This window comes from Pumilibacter muris (genome assembly GCF_943193045.1).
Classification (GTDB): Bacteria; Bacillota; Clostridia; order Christensenellales; family Pumilibacteraceae; genus Pumilibacter; species Pumilibacter muris.
On record NZ_CALPCN010000011.1, the window covers coordinates 1 to 21,974 of the forward strand.

General features: G+C 48.7%; 13 protein-coding genes. 10 read left to right on the top strand and 3 right to left on the bottom strand.

Annotated elements, in window-relative coordinates; genetic code table 11:
* Nucleotides 1-194: 194 nt before the first annotated feature.
* From NFR62_RS09725 to NFR62_RS09735, 3 genes are all read right to left on the bottom strand, one after another.
* The gene (locus NFR62_RS09725; RefSeq protein ID WP_251617900.1) at nt 195-1,169 is read right to left on the bottom strand and encodes a sensor histidine kinase; all 975 of its coding nucleotides are present in this window, start codon (nt 1,167-1,169) and stop codon (nt 195-197) included.
* Entirely contained in the window at nt 1,166-1,777 is a 612-nt protein-coding gene (locus tag NFR62_RS09730) for a response regulator transcription factor (RefSeq protein ID WP_251617902.1), read from the bottom strand. The genes NFR62_RS09725 and NFR62_RS09730 overlap by 4 nt, the downstream gene beginning before the upstream one ends.
* 165 nt (nt 1,778-1,942) lie before the next feature.
* On the bottom strand, nt 1,943-3,049 hold the full coding sequence (locus NFR62_RS09735) for a GntR family transcriptional regulator (protein ID WP_251617907.1): 1,107 nt from the start codon (nt 3,047-3,049) through the stop codon (nt 1,943-1,945).
* Between the two features lie 399 nt (nt 3,050-3,448).
* Between NFR62_RS09735 and NFR62_RS09740 the strand changes: the two genes are divergently transcribed.
* From NFR62_RS09740 to NFR62_RS09785, 10 genes are all read left to right on the top strand, one after another.
* Nucleotides 3,449-5,128 carry an ABC transporter substrate-binding protein gene (locus NFR62_RS09740; RefSeq protein ID WP_251617908.1) on the top strand — a complete coding sequence of 560 codons (1,680 nt, stop codon included), beginning with the start codon at nt 3,449-3,451 and terminating at the stop codon, nt 5,126-5,128.
* A gap of 42 nt (nt 5,129-5,170) precedes the next feature.
* Nucleotides 5,171-6,106: a carbohydrate ABC transporter permease gene (locus tag NFR62_RS09745; RefSeq protein ID WP_251617909.1), complete on the top strand. Its 936-nt coding sequence runs from the start codon at nt 5,171-5,173 to the stop codon at nt 6,104-6,106.
* A gap of 5 nt (nt 6,107-6,111) precedes the next feature.
* Nucleotides 6,112-7,011, top strand: coding sequence for a carbohydrate ABC transporter permease (locus tag NFR62_RS09750; RefSeq protein ID WP_251617910.1), 900 nt, complete (start codon nt 6,112-6,114; stop codon nt 7,009-7,011).
* A 48-nt stretch (nt 7,012-7,059) separates the two neighbouring features.
* Complete coding sequence (locus NFR62_RS09755; RefSeq protein ID WP_251617912.1) at nt 7,060-8,121, top strand: hypothetical protein; 1,062 nt, start codon at nt 7,060-7,062, stop codon at nt 8,119-8,121.
* Nucleotides 8,122-8,136: 15 nt separating this feature from the next.
* Complete coding sequence (locus tag NFR62_RS09760) at nt 8,137-9,282, top strand: hypothetical protein (RefSeq protein ID WP_251617914.1); 1,146 nt, start codon at nt 8,137-8,139, stop codon at nt 9,280-9,282.
* A gap of 64 nt (nt 9,283-9,346) precedes the next feature.
* Nucleotides 9,347-12,010, top strand: a complete 2,664-nt coding sequence (locus tag NFR62_RS09765; RefSeq protein ID WP_251617916.1) for a hypothetical protein — start codon at nt 9,347-9,349, stop codon at nt 12,008-12,010.
* An 85-nt stretch (nt 12,011-12,095) separates the two neighbouring features.
* Nucleotides 12,096-14,765: a hypothetical protein gene (locus NFR62_RS09770; RefSeq protein WP_251617918.1), complete on the top strand. Its 2,670-nt coding sequence runs from the start codon at nt 12,096-12,098 to the stop codon at nt 14,763-14,765.
* A 136-nt stretch (nt 14,766-14,901) separates the two neighbouring features.
* On the top strand, nt 14,902-17,235 hold the full coding sequence (locus tag NFR62_RS09775; protein WP_251617920.1) for an SGNH/GDSL hydrolase family protein: 2,334 nt from the start codon (nt 14,902-14,904) through the stop codon (nt 17,233-17,235).
* 23 nt (nt 17,236-17,258) lie between these two features.
* Nucleotides 17,259-19,625, top strand: a complete 2,367-nt coding sequence (locus NFR62_RS09780) for a metallophosphoesterase family protein (protein WP_251617922.1) — start codon at nt 17,259-17,261, stop codon at nt 19,623-19,625.
* An 80-nt stretch (nt 19,626-19,705) separates the two neighbouring features.
* The gene (locus NFR62_RS09785) at nt 19,706-21,961 is read left to right on the top strand and encodes a glycoside hydrolase family 65 protein (protein ID WP_251617924.1); all 2,256 of its coding nucleotides are present in this window, start codon (nt 19,706-19,708) and stop codon (nt 21,959-21,961) included.
* The last annotated feature ends 13 nt before the right edge of the window (nt 21,962-21,974 follow it).

The window sequence follows — 21,974 nt, forward strand, 5'->3', positions numbered from 1 at the left end:
AACGCACACTTCCTTGCTTAACCCGACTTGGGCGAACTTACAAAGGCGTCCTTTCGCGGTACACGCCCGCGAAAGTCGATTTGTCGCCCAAGCGACTGTTTTCGCTCTATGTTTGGGATTGCTTCGCTTCGCTCGCAATGACAATGCTACAACGCTTTATCACTTTCTTGCGGCGATAATGCTGCAACGCTTTTTCACTCGCTTGCGGTAATGCTGTTAAATTCAAATGAAAACGTCGTGCCCTTATTCGGTTCGGAATCGGCTTTAAGCGTTATATCGAGCCGCTTGCATAGCTCCGAAACAATATACAGTCCCATTCCGGTGCCCGCGTTGCGACCGTTCGAACCTGTGAAACCGCGATTGAATATTCTCGGCAACTCGTGCGCCGCAATGCCGGGTCCGTTGTCGGCTACTGTTACAATCCCGTTTTGAGCGGTTATGCGCACTTTGCACCCTTCGCAATACTTTGCGCAGTTCACAAGCAACTGTTTTATTATAAACGAAAAAGACTTAGCGTCGGTGTAAACCGAAAAATCGCCGCTCGTTTCAACGCCTATTTTAGCCGCTACAAGCAATTCGCGTTGGCTCTTTACCGCTTCGGCTATCATGTTTGCCACGCTTGCTTTCGTTATAACGGTGTCTTGCTCGGCGCTCCGAAAACGCGCGTATTGCAAAACGGTGTCGGTAAGGTTGTCGGCACGTTTGAGTTCTCGCCTGAGTTTAGCTTCGTCGGCTCCGTTGTCGCAAATCAGCGAGCAGGCGGTAAGGGGAGTTTTGATTTCGTGAATCCATTTTTCGACGGAATCGAAGTATTCTTCCTTTTCGCGCGCCGCCCGTTCCGTTTCTCCTATTGCCGAGCGGGAAACCTCTTTCATAACTTCGTAATATTCTCTCGCAACGGCGTCGTGCGGCTTTTCGAGCAATTCTCCGAGAAGATATTTTTTTGAAAGCCCTTCTTTGTTCTTTTGCAGTTTTTTGAGTTTGGCGTTGGTAAGCGCGTAGCCCGCCGCATAGCGCAACAAAACGGTGAATACGAACGCGGCTTCGCTAACCCACAAAAGAAGAGCGCTCGCTCCCGCAAAGTGCGCGAACACGCCCCAACAAATCGCGGCTATGCCCATTCCGCACAGCGAAATTGCCTTAGATGAAATATAGTCGGTAAATTTCATAGTCGGTATCCCACTCCGCGCACCGTGCGTATAAAATCGACGGCGCCTATGTCGCGCAGTTTTTCGCGCAGTCGGTTAATGTTCACATAAAGGGTGTTTTCGTCTACATACAAGCTGTTTTCCCAAAGCTCCTCGAATATGTTTTCTTTGGTGCAAAGGTCTTTTTGCATGAGGCAATGCAAAATACGCGTTTCGTTTTTGGTAAGCTCAACGCTTTTGTCGCCGTAGTGGGCTTTCATATCGGAAAGGTCGAGAGTAAGTCCGCGCACACTCGACTCGGCGGCGGTTTGTCTTTTTAACAGCCGAGCTATTCTTGCAAGCAACACCGACGAATTGTAAGGTTTTCTTATATAATCGTCGGCTCCCATTCCAAAGCCGAGCAGTTCGTCTTCGGCTGAATCGCGCGCGGTTAAAAAAATAACTGGAACCGCAGATTGCATTCTGAGCTTTCGGCACATTTCGAACCCGCTTTCTTTCGGCATGTTCACGTCGAGCAGGGCAAGCTCGCAAGGCGGCTCGCTAACCGGGCGGTAGCCGTTGGCGCTCAGCAAAGTGCAAAGTTCTTCCCGAATGCTTTCGTCGTCTTCCGCCACCAAAATTCTGTACATATCCGTGCCTCCTAATACGTTGGAATATTTTCAGTATAATTCGCTTTATGCGTGTTTGTCAAGAAAAAGTTTGAGATGGGCGGGGCAAGCGGCGAAAGAAAAAGCTTTCCTTATTTAGGAAAGCTGCGGTGGGGGTCGTTCGTTAGACATAGCGGGTTTTTTAACTTACTTTTTTCTTGTGGAATAACCTTGCACAAGACGCACCGGAATTGTTTTCGATTCGTGCTTGCAGTCGGGGCGGTCTATATACTCGCGCACCATATTTATCGCCTCGAAACCGAGTAAAAAGCTGTCTTGCTCCAAATAGGTGGGCATGTCGGTTTTAATGAAGTTGCTCGGCGTTTTAAAATCGAGAAACACGGCTTCGTAGTCGGTAGGAAAAGTTATGCCGAGAATTTTGCTCAGTTGCAAAAGGTGGGTTCCGCTTGCGTAGTCGGACGCTATAATCGCGGTTATGTTCGGGTTGCTTTTAAGATAATCGCCGAACGACTGCGCAAAGCTTTGCGAAGTGTTGTCGGAATCGCCGTCGAAGTTGAAAAAGTAGTTGTTGTAATTGCCGAGTTCGTAAAGCGCCTGAATATATTCGTCGCGGCGGTCGCTTAGCGAACTGTTGGTTTTTATGTTGGAATTGAAAAACAGTATATGCTTGTTGTCGCGCTCGGTCAGGTGAGTAACCGCTTTGCGTATCATATCTTTGTGGTCGGACGAAACGCGCGGAAACGGTAATCCCGGCAAGTAGCGGTCTATCATCACAACGGGGAAGTTGGAAATGGAAAGGTTCACAAGCGAGGAATTGTAAATTTCGTTGTCTACGGGGTAAATAATCAAGCCGCTCACGCCCATTTCTATATATTCGTTTATAAGCCGTTGTTCTTCTTCTTGCGACATATTGGAGTAAGCCGCAATAAGTTTTAAATCTTGCGCGCCCTTAGAAAGCGCCGCGTTTATTTCCATTATATGCGGGCTGTCGTAAAGAGGGAGTATTGCTCCCACTTGCCTGAAAGTGCGCTCGCGGGTTTCTTTTAAAATGGGTTCGAGGTCGGCGAACGTTACGCCGGGCGCAATAAATGTTCCTTTTCCTTTAACGCGCGTTATAACGTGCAAATCTTCTATTTCTTTATACGCTTTGCGAGCGGTTATTCTGCTAATGTTTTGCGATGCGGCAAGTTCGCTCTCGGTGGGCAACCTGTAATTCGGCTCGTTAAGATTGCCGAGAATTAAGTTTGCCAAATAAAGAGTTGTTTTGCGGTAAAGCGAAAGATGGTTTGCCATAATGCTGGTTTTCTCCCTTAAATTATTTTGGGTATAGTTTTAAATGTATTACTAATCGCGTGTTTTACTTATAATATGTTATATATGATACAAATTATAATACATATATGGCGAAAAAGCAACCTATTTCTGAATTTTTTGTAAAATTTCACAATCTTTTTTTAAAAAGGGTATTGACAACAGTACATTTTTATGTTATACTATGTATGTATTAAATGTTATATAAGTAATACAAATATATCACAACATAACAAATTCATGCGGAAGCCGCCCGCAGCGGCTCAAACGGGGTACCCCGTTTGTACTGTCTATTATTCAATAGACAGTAATAAAAAACCTTAATAAATAAAAAAAGAAAAAATAAAAGAATCGTCGCTTCGACGGTAAAGGAGAAAATGTATGAAAGGTCTGTGTCGGAAGTTAAGCGTTCTGCTTGCAATAGTGCTGTGTTTCGCTTTTTGCGGGTGCACCGTTGCGGGAAGCGGAAAAGATAAAGACAAAGACGTTGACGCGGTGGATAAGGGCGACTATTCGCAATACACCAAACTCACCATAGACGGCGGCGGTCAAAACGTGGCGTATAACACAACGTCGTCGCTCATTTACGATAAGTATACAAACCCTTATCCTTATAACACTCTCGAACGTTTGGTAGAGGAGTGGAACAAGGCGCACGCGGCGGAATACGGCTATTATTTCGACGTAGCCTCTTCGTCTATAAACAACGACCGCGAAACTATGGTGCCCATGTTAAACGGCGGCACCGCGCCCGAAATTATTTACTATTTGCAAACTACAATAGCCGAAGACCAAAACAAAGGTTGGTTCTACGACCTTAAAAATGTTATGGAACAGCCCAACAAATACAGCAAATCGGGCGAGGACGGAAGCGTGCGTTGGCGCGACTTATACACCGACGAGCAATACCGTTCGTTCTTTTCGCCCAACGGGCAAATGTTTACCGTTGCTTTGGAGCAAAACCCGATAGGAATTTTATACAACAAAACTCTTTTCGAGGCGGCGGGAATAACGAAAGAACCCCAAACTTACAAAGAGTTTATGGAAGCGCAAGATAAACTCAACGCCTACGCCGTGAGCGTGGGGCGCGGCGATAAGAACGACGATTCGAAATATATCTGCCCGTATAACGTGGTTTATCCGTGGTATGATTCTTTCCTTGAAACTTCCATTATGGGCGACGTTATGGAATATATGGACGTAATCGAAGTGGACGGCTTTATAAATGCGGAGGAATACGTTCGCGCTTTCATGACGCGCGACCCGAATGCCGAACCCGACGCTTCCGATAAGAATAAGAGCCGCCTATACAGCCCCGACCACGACCGTATAGCGGAACTTTACAGGCTCATAAAACAAATGTGCAAATATTATCCCACGAATTGGCGCAGCTACTATTCCACACAACAGTTCACTGTGGGCAACCTTGCTATGCTCGAAGTTACGGGCGGCGACATACGCGAGCTTATAGACACCGTAGACGGCGATTTCGAGGTGGGCGTGTTCGCGTATCCCAAACTTGAAACGCAGCCCCAAAACGAACCGCAAAACGACTATTACACAACGTTTAACGAAGGCAACTATTATGTGCAACGCGGATTGAGCGGTTATTCCACAGGTTGGGCAATCAGCAATTCGGCTATGAATAAAGACAAAGCTGCGGGCAACGACAAATGCGTGAACGCGTGCATAGACCTTTTGATGTGGTTGAGTTGTTTTGAAAACAACGAAAAAATGGTGAACGAGCTCGGATTTGCGATTCCGCTTTCGGGCAACACCACCTACGAATATTTTAAGCCGCTTGCGGAGCTGTTTAAATCCGACTGCGAAAACGAAAAGGCTCTCGCTTGGTCGGCGGCTACGGCGGGCGGCGCAATGAACAAGAACTACTACGACGCGACGTATTTATTCCGTCAGAACACGCTCGATTCGTCCGCTTCCATAAAAGAATCGCTCGGCACGCTCGTGTCGTCGTTTACTTCGGCGGCTAACCTTCTGTATCAACAAAACGGTTGGAATATGAGCGCGTGGCCGAGCTGGGGCACAAGCAACAAAAATTAAAAGAACGGCTATTTCGATTTACCGAGAAAGAGGAACGGGAACGTGACTAAAAGCTTCAAAAAAATAATAACGTCGCGGGAAAACGCGGGACTATTGTGGATTTTGCCTGCGTTCGCTTTGATGTGCGTGTTTTGCCTTTATCCCGTGATTAGCGCGTTTACCCATTCTTTCACGGATTGGAGCGGCGGGCTTACGGCGTCGTTCGTCGGCTTTAAGAATTACGGCGTGTTGTTTAAAGACAATTTGTTTTGGCTTTCGCTTATGAACGTAACTATTCTAACCGTTGTGGGAATGGTTATAGGCAACGCGGCGTCGCTGTTTTTGGCGGAACTCATGTTCAATCTTAAAAGCAAGGCGGCGGGCGCTTATCGGTTTTTGTTCGTATTGCCCGCAATGGTGCCGAGCATAGTTGTGCTTTTACTTTGGCAAAAGCTCATATTGTCGGGTTCGTCGGCGGGCGTTATGAACACCGTTTTGCGCGCGTTCGGCTTAAAGTCTACCGAATGGTTTGCGAGCAAAAACACTTTCGTTGTGTTCGTGTCTATATTTCTTTACGGATTCCCTTGGATGGGCGGCACTTCGTTTTTAATTTATTTGGCGGGGCTGAACGGAATAGACCAGTCGATTATAGAGGCGTCTAAGCTCGATAAGCTCGGCACGTTCCGAAGGGTGTTTTTAATAGACATGCCGATGATAATGGGGCAAATAAAATATTTCCTCGTTATGGGTTTTATAGGCGGCTTGCAAAACTACACCATGCAATACGCTATAACAAACGGCGGACCGGGCAAGGTTATAGGCGACATGCAGTCGGGAACTATGGTGCCGGGCTACTATATTTACCAGCTTATTTGCGGCACTCAAAAAGAGGGCGTAGGCTCCTACGGCTACGCTTGCGCAATGGGCATGATTATGTTCGTTATAATAATGGCTATAACGGTTGTGAACAACAAAGTTGTTAAATCGAACGAGGACTGAAAAGAGTGCAAACGGCAGTAAAATCGGGAAACATGCTTTCCGCAAAAACGAAAACAAGACGCCGCGTAAGGGCGTCGCAAATCGCCGTGCACGCGGTTATTATCGTGTTGCTTTTTTTGGTGTTGTTTCCGTTTTATATCCTTATTGTGAACAGCTTTAAGTTGCCCAAAGACATATTCGTGAATCCGTTTTCATTTCCCGGAACGCCGCAGGCGCCGCTCGTGCTTACGGCATTCGGAACCGCGTGGGGATATATAAAAAACTATCTTTTGAACACGGTTATTATAGCCGTTCTCGAAATTGCGGGCACTTTGCTTTTTGCGAGTATGGCGGCTTACGGGTTTTCACGCTTTAAGTTTGCGGGCAAAAATATTGTGTTCACGGTGTTTTTGGCGTTTATGATGATTCCGGGTATTCTCACGCTTGCGCCGCAATACGCGCTCGTTTACAACAATTTAAGGTTAGGGCAAACGATGGCGGGCGTAATATTGCCTGCGATTGCGGGCGGAATGCCAACCGGCGTATTTTTGATTCGCACGTTTTTTTCTGGCGTGCCCGACAGCGTGTTCGAGGCGGCGGAGCTTGACGGCGCGGGGCATATACGCAGATACCTTACGCTCGCTTTGCCTCTAAGTATGCCCATTCTTTTCACAATCGGGCTTTCAACTTTGCTCGGCGCGTGGAACGACATTATATGGGCGCGGCTCATTTTATACGGCAAAGAAAATCTTTACACCATAAGCGTCGGCGTGTTTGTGTCGTTTAATTCGAGCGTGAACAAATCTATTACCGACACGGTTGTGTATGCGGGGTATTGCATTGCGAGTTTGCCGCTTGTGCTCGTGTTTGCGCTCACCAGCAAGCAGTTTATTAAAGGTCTTACGAGCGGCGCGATTAAAATGTGATTTGCGCTTTCCGAAATGTTTTGTAATAAGGAGGTCACGGCAATAAGTATGAAAAAAAGAACGGTTTTTATTTGCGTGTTGCTGAGCTTGGCGCTCTCGCTGTTCGGTTGCGACAGCGGCGCGGGAACCAAAGAACCGCCCGACAATTCGGGCACTACTCCCGAGCCGAGCGAAGCGAAAGAGCTGTTGTTCGACACGAGCTTTTCGGAAGGAGTATCGGTTACCGGGCTTAATTCGCAAGAAGTTACGCGCACCACATGGAAATACGGCGACTCGAACGCGGCGCAAGAGCCTTTTTGGACGCTCGGGCAATATTGCGACCTTTCCGCCACGCGCGCGGGCTACGACTCTTCGCGCAACGATTTGTCGCTTGGAACGATTTTCGAAGACCCGAAAGGCATAACGGGCACCGACGGCGACTTTTTTACCCTTACCAACGTTTCGGGCAGTAAGGAAATAAAGGTTAATCCTTTAACGGGCGCGGTTAAGCTTAACGTAGACACGAGAAAAGAATATTGCGAGCAAAGCACCGGCGAAATTGTGCCGAGAAAAAACGGCGAAGACTGGGTGCACATGATTTTGCAGCCCGCGCAGGGAATTAAAGACGTTGTGTGGCTGAGCAAAACGGAATCGTTCGCTTTGAGCCTCGATTTTACGCTCGACGCTTGCAACGTTTTCGATTCGTCTATCGGCGCCGACCAATTTCAATGGATTTTCACGGTGCACGATGAAAAGAGCGAAATAGGCGAATATTTTTGGTTTTTGGTAACTCTATTCGACAACCGCTACGAAATTTTTCCGGGCACGCAAGCGTTCGACAGCGGAAAAGACGACGCTACGGGGCAATTTATGTATGCGCCTACCGGCACCGAGCTTTTCGGGGAGACGGGCGGCAAAGTGGAGGTAGGCAAAAAATACAGCGTGTCGCTAAACCTTAAAGAGCACATGAAAAAGGCTTTTGAAATCGCGCAAAGCAAAGGCGCGTTAAAAAATTCCAAATGGGAAGACCTTACGGTTAAAAACTTTAACATAGGTTGGGAAGTTTCCAACGTTTCTCAGGCGGGCGTTACGATAGAAAATATGTCGCTTACCGCAAAAACTGCGGCATGAGCGGAGGGGAAATATATGGGTAAAAAAACGGCTAAAAAAATCGCGTGCGCGGCTATGGGGCTAATTGCGGCGCTTTCGTGCTTCGCGTGCGATAATCAAGGAGGTAACATGGACAACAACGGAGCGCTCGACCCGAATCCGGGAGGACCGAGCATTATAATACCTACTGAAACATGGGATACGAAAACGGAAGGCAGAGTGCTCACTCGCCCGCAGGTGAAAAACGAGAGCGTGAAAGAACTGTTGCGCGACCTCAACTTTTCGCAAGGGTTTAACGTTACGCTTTTTCATGCAAATTCTTCGAACGGTCAGAAAGCGGGTCAGCTCACTTACAACGGCGACAAAGCCGAAGGCGATTCGGTGTGGACAATGGCGCAGTGGGGCTGCACGCACGACATGGTTGAAGACGGAATTTTCAACCGCGACGGCGGCGTGCTTTCTTACGACGACGGCGGCAAAAAACTTGTTGTAGACTCCAACAAAACGGGACGCCTTACTATGGCTATTGCGGGCAGCGAGGAATACACCCGCGACGCCGACGGCGACGTGCGCGAACGCACCGACATAACCGAAAACTGGCCGCACATTTTGGCGGAACAAAGCGTGGGGCACACCATTTCGGCTTCGGCGCAAAATCTTTATATGGAAATCGACTACGAAATCACAAAGTGCGTTAGCTTGGTAAACCGCGAGAAATATCCCATAAACGCCGAGCTTAACGCCGCGCAGTTCCAGTGGTTTATAACTTTAACCGACATAAACCCCCAAAGCGAAAGTTACAACGATTCTATGTGGTTCGGGTTCTCTATGTTCGATACCCGCGCGCTCGGAAAAACTCCTGCGGGGATGGCGGCTTACGACGGCGGAAAAGAGGATTCCACAGGACTGTTCATTTATATGCCGTCGCTCGAACAGGTGGCTAACAATGCGTCGAGCGAGGCGACTATTCCTTCGTCGGTGGTGAACAAGCGTTGCAAAGTGCGGTTCGATATTCTTCCGTTTATAAAGAGCGGACTGAAAATAGCGAGGCAACAGGGCGCGCTTACGGGCGCTACGGTGGATAACCTGAGAATAGGCTCCACGAACATAGGTTGGGAGCTTCCCGGCAATTACGACGTTGAAGCCGAAATTTACGAAATGAACATGTACGAAGTGTATTAGGCTTTCGGCGAATATTTGCCGCGCGAAAGATAATATAAAAAAATTCCGTAAGGAGGAAGAATGAATGAAAACAAGAACTAAGAAAAGCGCGTTTGCGTCGCTCGTGGTGGCGCTTGCATTACTTGCCGCAACACTCGGTGGGGGAACTCTGTTATTCGCCCAAACCGATTCGGGCGAGCCCGACTCCACTACCGTAGTAGCGGATAGAGATTGGAAGACGGGCGCGGGTACAATTTTTACCGAATACGACACCGAAACGGGCTATTCGCACATTCAAAACGTGAATGTAAACGGTGCGAATACAACCTACCAGCACAAAGTTAAGCTCGACGGTTTAACGATTGACTTTTTAATCGACACGGGCAAGAGAGGCGTGCTCGAAATGGTGGGCACGATAGGCTTCGGCTTTACCGATAAAGCGAGCGTTCCCGCCGCCGAATATCCGTATAGAACTCCCGATTTTTGCGCGAGCTACCTCACGAAGCTATATGCGGGTTCGGGCAATGTAGACCAAACGCGGTTTTATATCGGCATCAGCAATAACAGCGCGTTACACAGCATAGTAAGCCATATTAAAGACGACGCAATCAATAACCGAAAGGGTGCCGACAAAGAGGGGAACGGCTTTAAACGCGCCGACTCGTATATCTTCTCGCACGCGGGGCGTAACCGCATGGTAATGAATTTTTCGTATGAAGAAGACATTAAGGTGTGGACTATCGAGTGCTCCGCCGAAGATTTCGACGCTTGGGGCGGGCAAGCCACAACCGTGTATTTCCACGACGATTATGTGCGCAACGTTTTGGACGAAAAAGGCGAAACGTATATAACCGTGTGCGGATTCCCTTCGGGCGATGCCGCAACGAACGACACATATTTAAAGGCGATGGACGGCTACTTTAAAATAGAGGACGACAATATTCGCGCTTATAAAGCCTCCGCCGTCGTTGCCGCCGACGAAGCCGTTACCGCCTACGATACGGCGATAGAAGCGGTGTCGGATATGGCTTCGTATAATGCTTCGGTTTTAAAACGCGAAGAACTTGTAGAGGCAATAAACGCCCTGCGCGGCAACGACAAATATTCTTACGAAGCTCGCCTTTCGGAACTCGACGGGAAATACACTCAGAGCACCGACATTCAGGCAAAAGTACGCGCGGCTGTTCAAGCCTCGTATACCGAAGCTGCCGAAAAAATAGACGTTCTCGCTACCGAAGCGGATATAAACGCCGAAAATTTGCAGACGGCGGAAACTGCGCTCGGCGTGGCGGTGAGCGCTTTCGAAAACGCGCAGGGCAGACTTACAACTGAAAATCAACAGTATTTTAACGGACTCGGAGAAGATTACTCCTACGCTATTTCGGTTGCCGCCGCCAAACAATGGATTATAGCCTACGAAACTGCGGTTGCGGCGTTGGCGGATAAAACCGAATCCGAGTTGGTAGCCGCGATTGTAAGCGTTAAAGCGCAACGCGCGGAATTCGAAAGCAGCGACGCGGCGCAAATAATAGCCGCGCTTAAAGAATCCGACAAAATTGCGCTGAACGACAGAATAACGGCGGCAGACGAACTTGTTGCCGCAACCGAGCGCGAAAACGAAAAAGCGGTTAAGAGCTACTATATATCGTTGTTTGAAACTGCGGTAAGCAAAGATATGCTCGATAAGAACAATGTTGACGCGGCGAAAACGGCTTACGAAGATTTGCTGAATAAAGTTGCGGTTGCCGAATCGGACGGCGCTTTGTTCGAGCGTTATTCTGCGGCGTACAACTCGCTTAAAACGGCTTGCGAAAACATAGTGCTTGCAAACATAGAAAAGGTTGACGCTTTGCTTAACGGTTCGTTCGAAAAATATTCGGAGTTCGCCCCGATAAACGAAAAATACGCGGCGCTCGATTTGCAATACGTTGTAGCCGATAGCGAAAGAGTGAACGCCGCGCACGAAGCGCTTACGTTAAAATTGAAAAAGAACGTTTTCTCTGCGGTGGCGGTGGAAAATTCGGACGCCGAGCAAACCGAACGCGGGCTGTACACGGAACAAACCGAAAACGGCAGTTTCGGCTGGCTTGAAAAGCTTGCCGCAAACAAAGAAATCAGCGTTGTGGTGAGCCTCGACGAAGCGGCTTTCTATACTGCGGGAACTCTTGAAAACGCAATTTGGTTTAAGTTCTCGGAGGCTGACGGCGAGCGCTCGGTAACTTTAAAACTTGTGTTGAACCCTACGTTTTCAACGCTACAAGCGTATTGCGGCAATACTATCGCCGACGTTAAAGAGCTTGACACTCCCGAAAACGGAACCGCTCTCGAATTTAAGTTTGTTTACGCTAACGGTTGTAAAGTATCGATGAACGGTTTGCAATTCGAACTTAGCGCGGAGCAGTTGGGCGGCGACGCCGATTTAACAAACGTTACGTTCTCGTTCGGCACAATTTCCAACGACGATTCTTTCCCGAATTGCTTCACGCTTGTGTCGGTGAACGGCAAGAGTTTGGCTTATTCCGAGCCTACTCCGCCCGAAAATCCCGAAGAGCCGAGCGAACCCGAAAATCCCGATAACCCGAACAAGCCCGAAGAGCCGAGCGAACCTGAAAATCCGAGCGAGCCCGCTCCCAAAAAGAAGAAATGCGGTTCGCAGATTTCGGGAACTGCGGCGGCGTTTACGGCGGCGATTATGCTTCTCGGCGCGGCTACGCTTGTTGTTCGCGGCAAGAAAAAGAACGCAAAATAATTCTCGGTGTATGCGGCGCGATTGCAAAATCGACGCGGTTGCGCCGTTTATATAAAACATTTTAAAACCTTAGGAGGTATAACTGATGAAAGTAAGAACTAAAAAATGCGCGCTTGCCGCATTGCTCGGCATTATAATGCTGTTCACATGCGCATTAACGGGCATAGTCGCGTTTGCCGCCGAGCAAACCGAACCGCCCGCCGCTACCGAAGTTGCGGATAAGGATTGGAGCTTGCAAGGCGGCAACTGCACGGCTACTTATAATTTGGAAACGGGCTTTTCCACCGTTCACAATTTCGAAGGGTGGGGATACAGAATGGCTTATAATCACAAGGTTAAGCTCGACGGCTTAACTTTGGAGCTCTACAACAACACTTTCGACGGAAACGCAAATCAAGTTTTCGGCTTCGGTTTGGCGAAAGAAATATCCGATTCGCCGTTCGACAAGGCGAACGCATTTTGCGGTTCTTTTTGGCCGAATAATGCGGTGGTGGGGCAAACTCGGCTCAATTTATCGCGCAGTCATAATCCCGGTGATAATAATTTCAACCCGACAATTTGTTTCAAAACGCCCGAAGAGGCCGCTAATGCGGGCGACGGAGGGGGCACAACTACTTTCGTTTCGTCGATAGTGTATGCGAATATAGAGGGCGAACTCGGAGCGAAACTCGAATTTGCGCATGTAGCCGAGCCAGATTGTTGGAGCGTTAAAATCACCATTACAGCGGGAGAGCGTCATGCGCAACAAACTTCTCCCACAACGGTATACTTTAACAACGTTTGGGCAAACAGCGTTCTCGACGCCGACGGAAATTGCTATATAGTTGCTACCGGTTTCGGCAATCTCGACCTCAAACCCGACTGCGCTTATAAAATCGAGGACGACAACGTTCGCAACTATCGCGAAACCGTTGTCGCTACGGTAAACGAAGCCGCGAGCGAATACGAAAACTCGATAGACGCCGTTTCCGATTTGGAGACTTTCAACGCGTCTATCGAAAAACGCGACGCTTTCGTTGCGGCAATAGGAACGTTGCGCGGCAACGACACTTATTCTTATAACGCGCGCCTTGCCGAGCTCGACAAAAAGTATACTCAAGACGAAACAATTCAATCAAACGTTAAAGCGGTTGTGCAGGAATATTTTAACGCGACCGACGCAAAAATCGCTGTGTTAGGCACCGAGTCCGCTATTACCGACGCAACTATAAAAGAAGCGAGCGATGCTTACGCCGCCGAAAAACAAGCGTTCGAAAACGTTAAGAACATGCTCACCGAACAAAATCAAACCGAATTTACTTCGGCATACGACGCGCATGTTTACGCGGTGGAACTTGCGAAAGCGAAACTTTGGATAATAGATTTCGAAACGAAAGTAGCCGCGCTCGAAAATATGTCCGCTTCTCAAATAGTGGACGAAATCGTGGCTATAAAAACTTTGCGCGCGGGCTATACGGGAAGCGACGCCGAAAAGATTATAACCCAAACTCTCACCCAAACCGACAGAACGGCTCTCGAAGCGCGCATAGCCGCCGCCGACACGTCTTTGGCTGAAATCGAAGAGGCAAACGGTTCCGCCGTTAAAGACAGTTACCTTTCTACGTTCGAAGATTTGCTCAAAGAAGATTTAACGGTTAAATTCAACATAGACGACGCTAAAAAAGCTTACGAAAATCTTTTGAGCAAAGTTGAAATCACCGATGCCGACGGCGAGCTTTACACTCGGTTTACTGCGGCTTATGCCGAGCTTAAAAAGGCGTGCGAAGATTACGAAACCGCCGAAATCAACGCGGTGAACGAGCTTCTTAAAACCGAATACACAAAGTATAGCTTGTTCAGACCTGTGCGCGACCGTTATGCTAAAATAGATATGGCTTATCTTTTGGAAGAGAACGCAACCGTTAAAGCGGCTTACGACGAACTTACCGAAAAGATTACGAAACACGCGTTCTACTACGTTAGCGCAACCAACATAGCCGAAGTGGAGCAGGGCGAAAAAGGGCTTTACACCGAGCAGAGCCCCACGCATCCCACTCGATTGAACTACAACGAAAAGCTTAGCATGACCGACGGATTGACTGTTGTTGTGGAACTCACCGAAGCGGCTTATTATAACGACAATACGAAAGCGAACAATCTTTGCTTCAACTTCTTGGGAGCGCCCAACTCGTATAAAGGCGGCGCCGACGCTTTCGACGGTATAACCGTTATGATTTGGCTTTATCCCACCGAAAGTAACGTTCAAATAATGAACCGCACCGATACAGTTATAGAGCAGCAGAGCATAGCCACTCCTATGGACGGCGATAATATTACGTTCGGCATCAAATACGGACCGTATACCGATATTATTGCGGGCGAGACATACGACGCTTATCAAATCACCGTTAATTCGGCGCGTTTCGTTCTTACCGAAGCTCAGCTCACTAAAACGGGGCAGTCGGTTTATAAAGATTGCTATTTCTCTATGGGTTCGTTCGCCGACGACAGAACCAACCCCAACTGCCTTACTTTGGTTTCGGTAAACGGAAAGAGCCTTGCTTATGTGGCGCCCGAAAAACCCGAAGAACCCGACGATAACGAACCCGAAAAGCCGGGAACTGAGGAGCCCGAAAAGCCCGCCGAGCCTACGCCCGAAAAGAAAAAATGCGGTTGCGGTTCTGCGGTTGGCGGTCCCGTTGCGGTGGCGGCGTCCGCTGCTCTCTTGCTCGGCGCGGCGGTTTTGGTCGCTCGCAGAAAAAGAGCCGTTAAATAAAAATTATCGAAAAATTCAAGACGCGCGTAAAAGCGTAGGATTTCTGTGATTGTTAAAGCGAAAGGAGCGCCGCGAATAAAGGCGCTCCCAAAGCTTTAAAAAACGCGACTTTATTTGCGTTATTAAAGAGGTAGGTATGAGAAAAAAGATTTTAGCTTTGATTCTATCGGTTTTTATGTGCTTATGTTTTGCGGGGTGCGGCAATAGCTCGAACAATCAAGATTCTAACGAACCTCCGAAAACCGACGAAGAACCCGAAAATCCTAATAATCCTAACGAGCCCGAAAAACCGGGCGAAGATAACAAGGAAGGAACTGTGGACGACTTAGTTAAAAATTTTTGGTCGGAAAGCGTTATGACCGACGAAACCGTTTTGTTGGTTGCCGCTACCGATGCAAACGGCAACGTGCTTTCGGCGCCGCAGGCAAAACTCATGTTCGACGCAACCGAAATTATTTCGGTTAAACAGTATTTTCACGAGAACAACGGCGGAAAAATAAAAGAGTTTGAAAACGAACAGGATTATCGTTACCGCGACGGCGTTTTATCCGCTCGCGGAAATATACAAGACAATCCCATAACGGGTCTTAAAGAATTTAACACCGTTATGCCGTATGTAACCGACAAGGCGCTTACGGGAGAACAGCCGTTTCCCGGACTTGGGCAGAGCACCGACATTCCGTCTACCGACGCGGGGCTTTACCTTCCGTTTACCGAAAGCTATCAAATTGTGCAAATGCAGGTTAGCGTAACCTATAAGCATAACGGAGGCTATGCGGGCGCCACTCCCAAATACGAGGGGGCGTCGCTCTCGAAAACCGTTCAAAAGCTGAAAGCCAAAGAAAAGGTGGAGTTGTTCGTATACGGCGATTCCATTTCCACAGGCGCCAACACTTCGGGCTATTTGAACATAGAGCCGCATTTGCCCACTTGGCCGCAACTCGTTGCCGATAATCTTTCGCGCTACTACGGCGGCGAAGTTAAGCTTACTAACCGCGCGGTGGGCGGTTGGACGAGCGCCAACGGTTTGGCGGGCGGAATAGGTTGGGTAGGCGGTCAGCAAATAAACCAAGCGGGGCTCGACGCTCTCTTGAAAGGCGAGCTTAAAGATTACAGCCCCGATATAGCGTTTATAGGTTTCGGAATGAACGACGCAACAATGGGTCTTGCGCTTAACAACTATCTTACCAACACAAAAGAAATGATTGATTTGATTCGCGGACGCAACCCGAACTGCGAAATAGTGCTAATCGGCACAATGCTTGCAAATCCCAAAGCTAAAAATCAATCCAAAAATCAAGCGGAATACTCGGCTAATCTTAAAAAAGTTGCGGATATGTATTCTTCGGGAGTATGCGTTGTAGACGTGGGCGCGGTGCATAAAGGAGTGCTCGACGCGGGAAAACATTACACCGAAATTTCGAGCAATAACGTGAATCACCCCAACGACTTCACCGCAAGGCTATACGCTATGACGCTTTTATCGTCGCTTATAGAATACGCCGACGGCGAGGCGGCGCCTCCCGCAGAGCAGACGCAAGGCAACGCCGTGCTCGAATCGTACAAAAAGCGTGGCTACAACGCGCTTTTTGCCGACCCTTACATGAAAAAGGGAATCGCGGTAACCGACGCCGACGGCAACGCGCAAAATTCTTTGGTGTTTCCCGATTCTTCCGGCGTTCCCGAGTGGAGTTTTGCGCAGTGGTTCACCAAATACGACATTTCCGACTACTACAAACGTTCGTATTCCGACGGCGGCGCGACTTTTACTTATAAGTCGAAAGGCAAAACGGTGAACGGCGCCTACGTTCCCGCGAAAGTGCTCGCGGTGAACAGCGCCAAAGCTACCGTTTATATGGAACTTAACGCCGAAGCGGAATACGACGAGCCGCGTAAAGACGGCGAAGGGTGGCCGCACACTTTACTTTCGCAAGACTTTTCGAACAATCTTGTGCATGTTTCGGAATGTAAAGAGCTTATTATGCGAATGGACTACACAATAACAAAGTGCGAAGATAAAATGAACGGTTCGGCAAACGCGGGGCTTCACTGCGCGCAATTCGTGTGGTATATCACTCTTCAAAACAGAACGGCGGGGCACCCCGATTTCGGCGAATACGTTTGGTTCGGGCTTAATCTTTGGGATAACCGAAACGAGGGTAAGCCGTCGGCGGAATGGGGAGCGCAAGACGCGGGCAAAGACGACGCTACGGGAAAATTCATATATCACCCCGCAAGCGACAAATTTTTGCCGAACGGGCTGTGCCCGTCGGTGGGGCAGAAAACGGAAGTTACTTTCGCCGTTCTACAATCGGCGCGCCGTTCGTTCGAGTTGGCGCAAGAGCGCGGCTATCTTAAAAACACAGCATGGGAAGACCTTTATGTCGGAGGTATGAATTTCGGTTTCGAAAACACGGGCACTTATAATTCCGCAGTGCAAATCGACACCGTGAACGTTTACTACAAATAAAACAAAAAAGAGGAAGAAGAGCCATGAAAAAGAAAATAGTTTTACCTTTGCTTCTGTGCGGCGTTTTGGCGCTCGGCGTTTGCGCGGGCACTCCGTTTTTCGCAAAAAAAGCGCAAGCTAACGCGGCGGATTACCCTATAGAGTTCGACGAAAACAATATAGCGCTCACTTTTACCAACTTTTCGGACGCTCACGTCGGTTTTCAATCGAACGAGCAGTCGTTGCTGAGAGCGCTCCGAACGTCTAAAACTTTAACTAAAAATAAGATAGACGCGTTGCAGTTTTGCGGCGACAACACGCAAGACGGAAAGCGCGAGCAAGCGGTTTTGTTTCGCGAAACGCTCGAATCCGAATTCGATTTAACCGAGACTGCGGCGGTAATTACTCACGGCAATCACGACACCTATTGGTCGGGCTGCATGACCACTAAGCAGTTTGCCGAAGCTTACGGCGAAAAGGTTTATACTTTCGACCAACCCGACACCGACTACACTACCGGCAACCGCCATGTGGTGGTTAAAGGCTATCATTTTCTTTCGGTGCAAATCGCGTCTTACACGGGGAAAGATTTTGTGAATCCCGTTTCGAGAGAAACCGAAACATGGCTAAGAGGAATGCTCGACAAACTTGTTGCCGAAAATCCGAACCAATATATTTTCGTTTCAAGCCATTCTCCCGCGAAAGACACTTGCTACGGTTCGTCGGCGGAGTTTAAAGACGGAGCTTGGGGCGCGTCGAAAGAGCTTGCCGCAATTTTAGACGGTTATAAGCAGGTTATACTGTTTTCGGGGCACACTCATTATGCGATAAACGACGAGCGAAACATAACGCAAACCACTTACACGCAGATTCAGTCGGGTAGTCTTTCTGACTCCGTTGTAGACGTAGACGGCTATGTGGAATCGCATGTGCCCGACAGGCGTTCGGAATCGCAAGGTATGCTGTGCGAGGTTGATACTCAGGGAAGAATGCGCATAATGCGCTACGATTTTAGGCGCAACATGCAAATCAAAAACTATTGGTATCTCGACGCGTGCAAAGCCGACGGTTCTCATATTAACCGCTACACAGAAGTGGCGCGCAACCGCAGCAACAAGCCGCCCGTTTTCGGGGAACGCGCGAAACTCGTTGTAGACGAATTGCCTACGGGCGCTCAAATAACCTATTCGGCGGCAACCGACGACGACATGGTGTATAGCTACACAATCGGCGTATACAAAGACGGAAAAACCGTAACCGAAGTTAAAAGCTATTCTCCGTTTTACATTACCCCGAATTTGAGCAATCTTTCGGAAGAGCGAAAGTTGAATCTTGATTATACGGTCGCATACCCTTACACCGTTAAGATTGTTGCGCACGACAGTTTCGGCGCGTCAAGCAAGCCGCTTTCTGTTGAAATGCGCGACACAACCGAAGAGGATATGGCGGCGGCTGCGGCTATCGACGCCCGCGTTGCGGCGCTTAATTCCACTCCCGCCGAAACTGACGGCGAAGAAATAAAAGCCATTCGCGCGCAAATCACGGCAATGTCGTTTAAAAGCAAAGGCTACTTGAAAAAACTTGCCGACTTCGAAAAAATAGAGGCTCGCTATTATAACTCTTTCCACCTTACCGCCGATGCCGAAGATTATGCGCCGAGTGCCGACGATATGTTCAGCACCGCAACAACGGCTTCGAAAGGTTGGGCGCAAAACAGCGAATACACGGGAGTGTCGCTGAATTGGAACGCGGCGACGCTTAACAATTCGTTGGGCTTTAACCGAACTTTCGAGCTTGACGGCTTGCACATATCGTTGGCGAATCTTTCGCTTACTTCCGAAAGCAAGCTATACGGCGTAATCATTTCTAACAAGCATAAAGAAAAGTGGGCGAAAGGTTCTTCTTTTCTGCTCGGAATAGACTTCGAATACGGCGACGTTTTTGCCAACGAAACTTTGATTGCGCAAAGCGACTGCCTTAAATATTCCGCGCTCGGCGCGGCTCCGTTCGATTTGAGTTTTACCATCGACGACGACGGAACCTTAAAGCTCTCGGTGAAAACTTTTTCGAATTCCGATACTGTGGACATTGCGAAAGAACACCTTAGCGGGCTTGCAAATTTAACCGATTTATCCGCTTGTTACGTTTCGTTCAGCACTTGGGAACGGCGCACTACGGGTTCGTTCGACGTAGCTGCGATTCACGGCGGAAAAGAAAACTGCGAGCAGTATGCGTCCGAAAATCCGCCCGAGAACCCCGAAGAGCCGGAAAAACCCTCTAACGGCGACAACGGAAAAAAGAAAGGTTGCGGCTCGGTTGCTACGGCGGGCGGAGCGCTTTTCGGAACGCTCTCTCTCGGTTTGGCGCTTGCCGCGTGCTTAATAAAAAAGCGCGGCGTCGAAAACAGATAAAAACAAATTAGAATTTCAGCCTAAAAAGAGGCGTTCCGACGCGGAGCGCCCTTTTTGCGGCAACAAACAGGAGCTTAAATATGTACGGACTGAATAAGAAAGGATTTATATGCGAGAGCAAATACGACGTTTCCGACGAGCCGCTTTTGGCGGCGCTTTTAACTACGGGAAACGGCTACATGGGTGTGCGCGGCAGTTTTGAAGAATACGCGTCGTTGCGCGTTCAGGGCGCGTTTGTGCGCGGCTACATAGACGAAATAACCGAAGTGTGCGAACCCTTTGCCGACAACGAGTATATGAAAAAATACTATTTGAACGAGGAAGGGTTAAAAACGTTCGAAAAACAGGAAAGTTGCGTAAACATGCCCGACTTTTTGCTTGTTCGCGTTCAGATAGGAAGTAAAACGTTTTTTCCGCACGAGGGGAAAATTCTTAAATGGGAGCGCGAACTCGACACCCGCGCCGCCGAACTGCGCCGCAAAGTGCTTTGGGACGACGGCGACGGCAACAAAACCGAGCTGACTTTTTCGCGTTTCGCGTCGTTCGAGCGCGACAATCTGTATTGCCAACGCGTTAGCGTTCGACCCGTGAACCACTCGCTTCCGGTGCGTATAATATCGGGCGTGGATACCGCCGTAAAAACGGGCGGGCAGATTATAACCCGAACGGACGAGGCGCGCGCCGACGGTTGCGATTTGTTCGTGTCGTTCCATGCGAACAATAAATTTCGTTTTAAAGCGGCTTATGCGGTGCGCAACCGCTTTCCCGCAGGCGAACTCGAACAAACGTATTTCGAAAACGGCAGAATAGGGGCGAGCGTGCTTTGCGCTCCCGCCGCCGAATACGTTCTCGAAAAAACTACGTATGTAGGCACCGAGCGCGACACCGAGCGCGAAGTTTGCGAGTGGGTTAAAGAGGAAAGTTTGCGCTACGGTTGCGATTACGCGGAGCGCAGAGCGGCGCATATAAAAGCTTACGGCGAATATTTTAAGCCTATGGACGTGCAAATCGAGGGCGACGGCGAAGCCGACGGATGGCTTAGGTTTGCGAGCTATCACACCGCTATTTCTGCGTCGCGCCACGACTGCGTTCACGGCGTTGCCGCGAAAGGTCTGACGGGGGAGCGCTACAATCAATTCGTTTGGTGGGATTGCGAAATTCATCAACTGCCGTATTTTATTTTCACCGCGCCCGAAACTGCGAAACAGCTTCTTTTATATCGCTACCGTATGCTTGCGCAGTCTAAAAAGAACGCCGAGCAGTTGGGCTATAAAGGCGCGAAATACGCTTTCTGTTCGTCGGTTACGGGCGAAGAAAAAGTGTGGAATTACGTTCGACATCCGTTTATGCAAGCGCACATAAATTCGGATATTCCTATGGGGATAATAAATTATTACGAATGTACGGGCGACGCCGCGTTCATGCTCGAATACGGCATGGAAATGCTGAAAGAATGCTCGCTGTTTTGGCTTAGCCGCGTAACCGAAACGAACGGCAGATACGAGATACTTCAAGTTACGGGCACCGACGAACACCACCCTTATGTTAATAACGACGCCTACACGAATTACTGCGTGGCTTTTGTGCTCAAACGGTTTATAGAGTTGTGCGACGAATTTAACTTCGACATAAGCGGAGAAGAAAGGAGGGAGCTTTCGGACGTTGCAAGCAGGCTTTATTTGCCTAAAACGGCAAGCGGGCTTATTCCGCAATTCGACGGCTATTTCTCGCTTTCGCGTTCGCTCGAAGAAGCGGGCAAGGGAACTCTGAAACAGTTTCAAATGAAAAAGAGCGGGCTTTACCATAAGAGTCAGGTTATAAAACAGCCTGACGTTGTTTTGCTCTATACTTTGGCAGACGTAGGATTGCCTCGCTCTTCCTACGCCGAAAATTGGGATTATTACGAACAAATGTGCGAAACGAGTTCGTCGCTTACTTTCCCCGTGCACGCCATTGCAAGCGCGCACAACCGCAGAATGTTGTCGTTTTATAATTACTTTATGGACGCTCTGAAAATAGACGTTAGCGACCTGCACGGCGTAGGGTGGCAAGGCGTGCACAGCGGTTGTTTGGCGGGCGGCTATCTTGCGGTTATACACGGGCTTTTCGGAATGCGCGCAAACAAAAGCGGGTTGAGTTTTGCGCCAAACCCCATGCCGCTGTTTAAAAAGATTACCGCAAAAATAAAATACCGCAACCGAGAAATCGAATTGCGAGCAATCGGCAACAATATTAAGCTTACGCTTTTAAAAGGCGACGCGCTTGCGGTAACGGTGGAGAGCGGCGGCAAAGCGAATTTAATAACGCTTAAAAAAAGTTACGAGTTTATCGCTTAGAGAGGAACTGAAA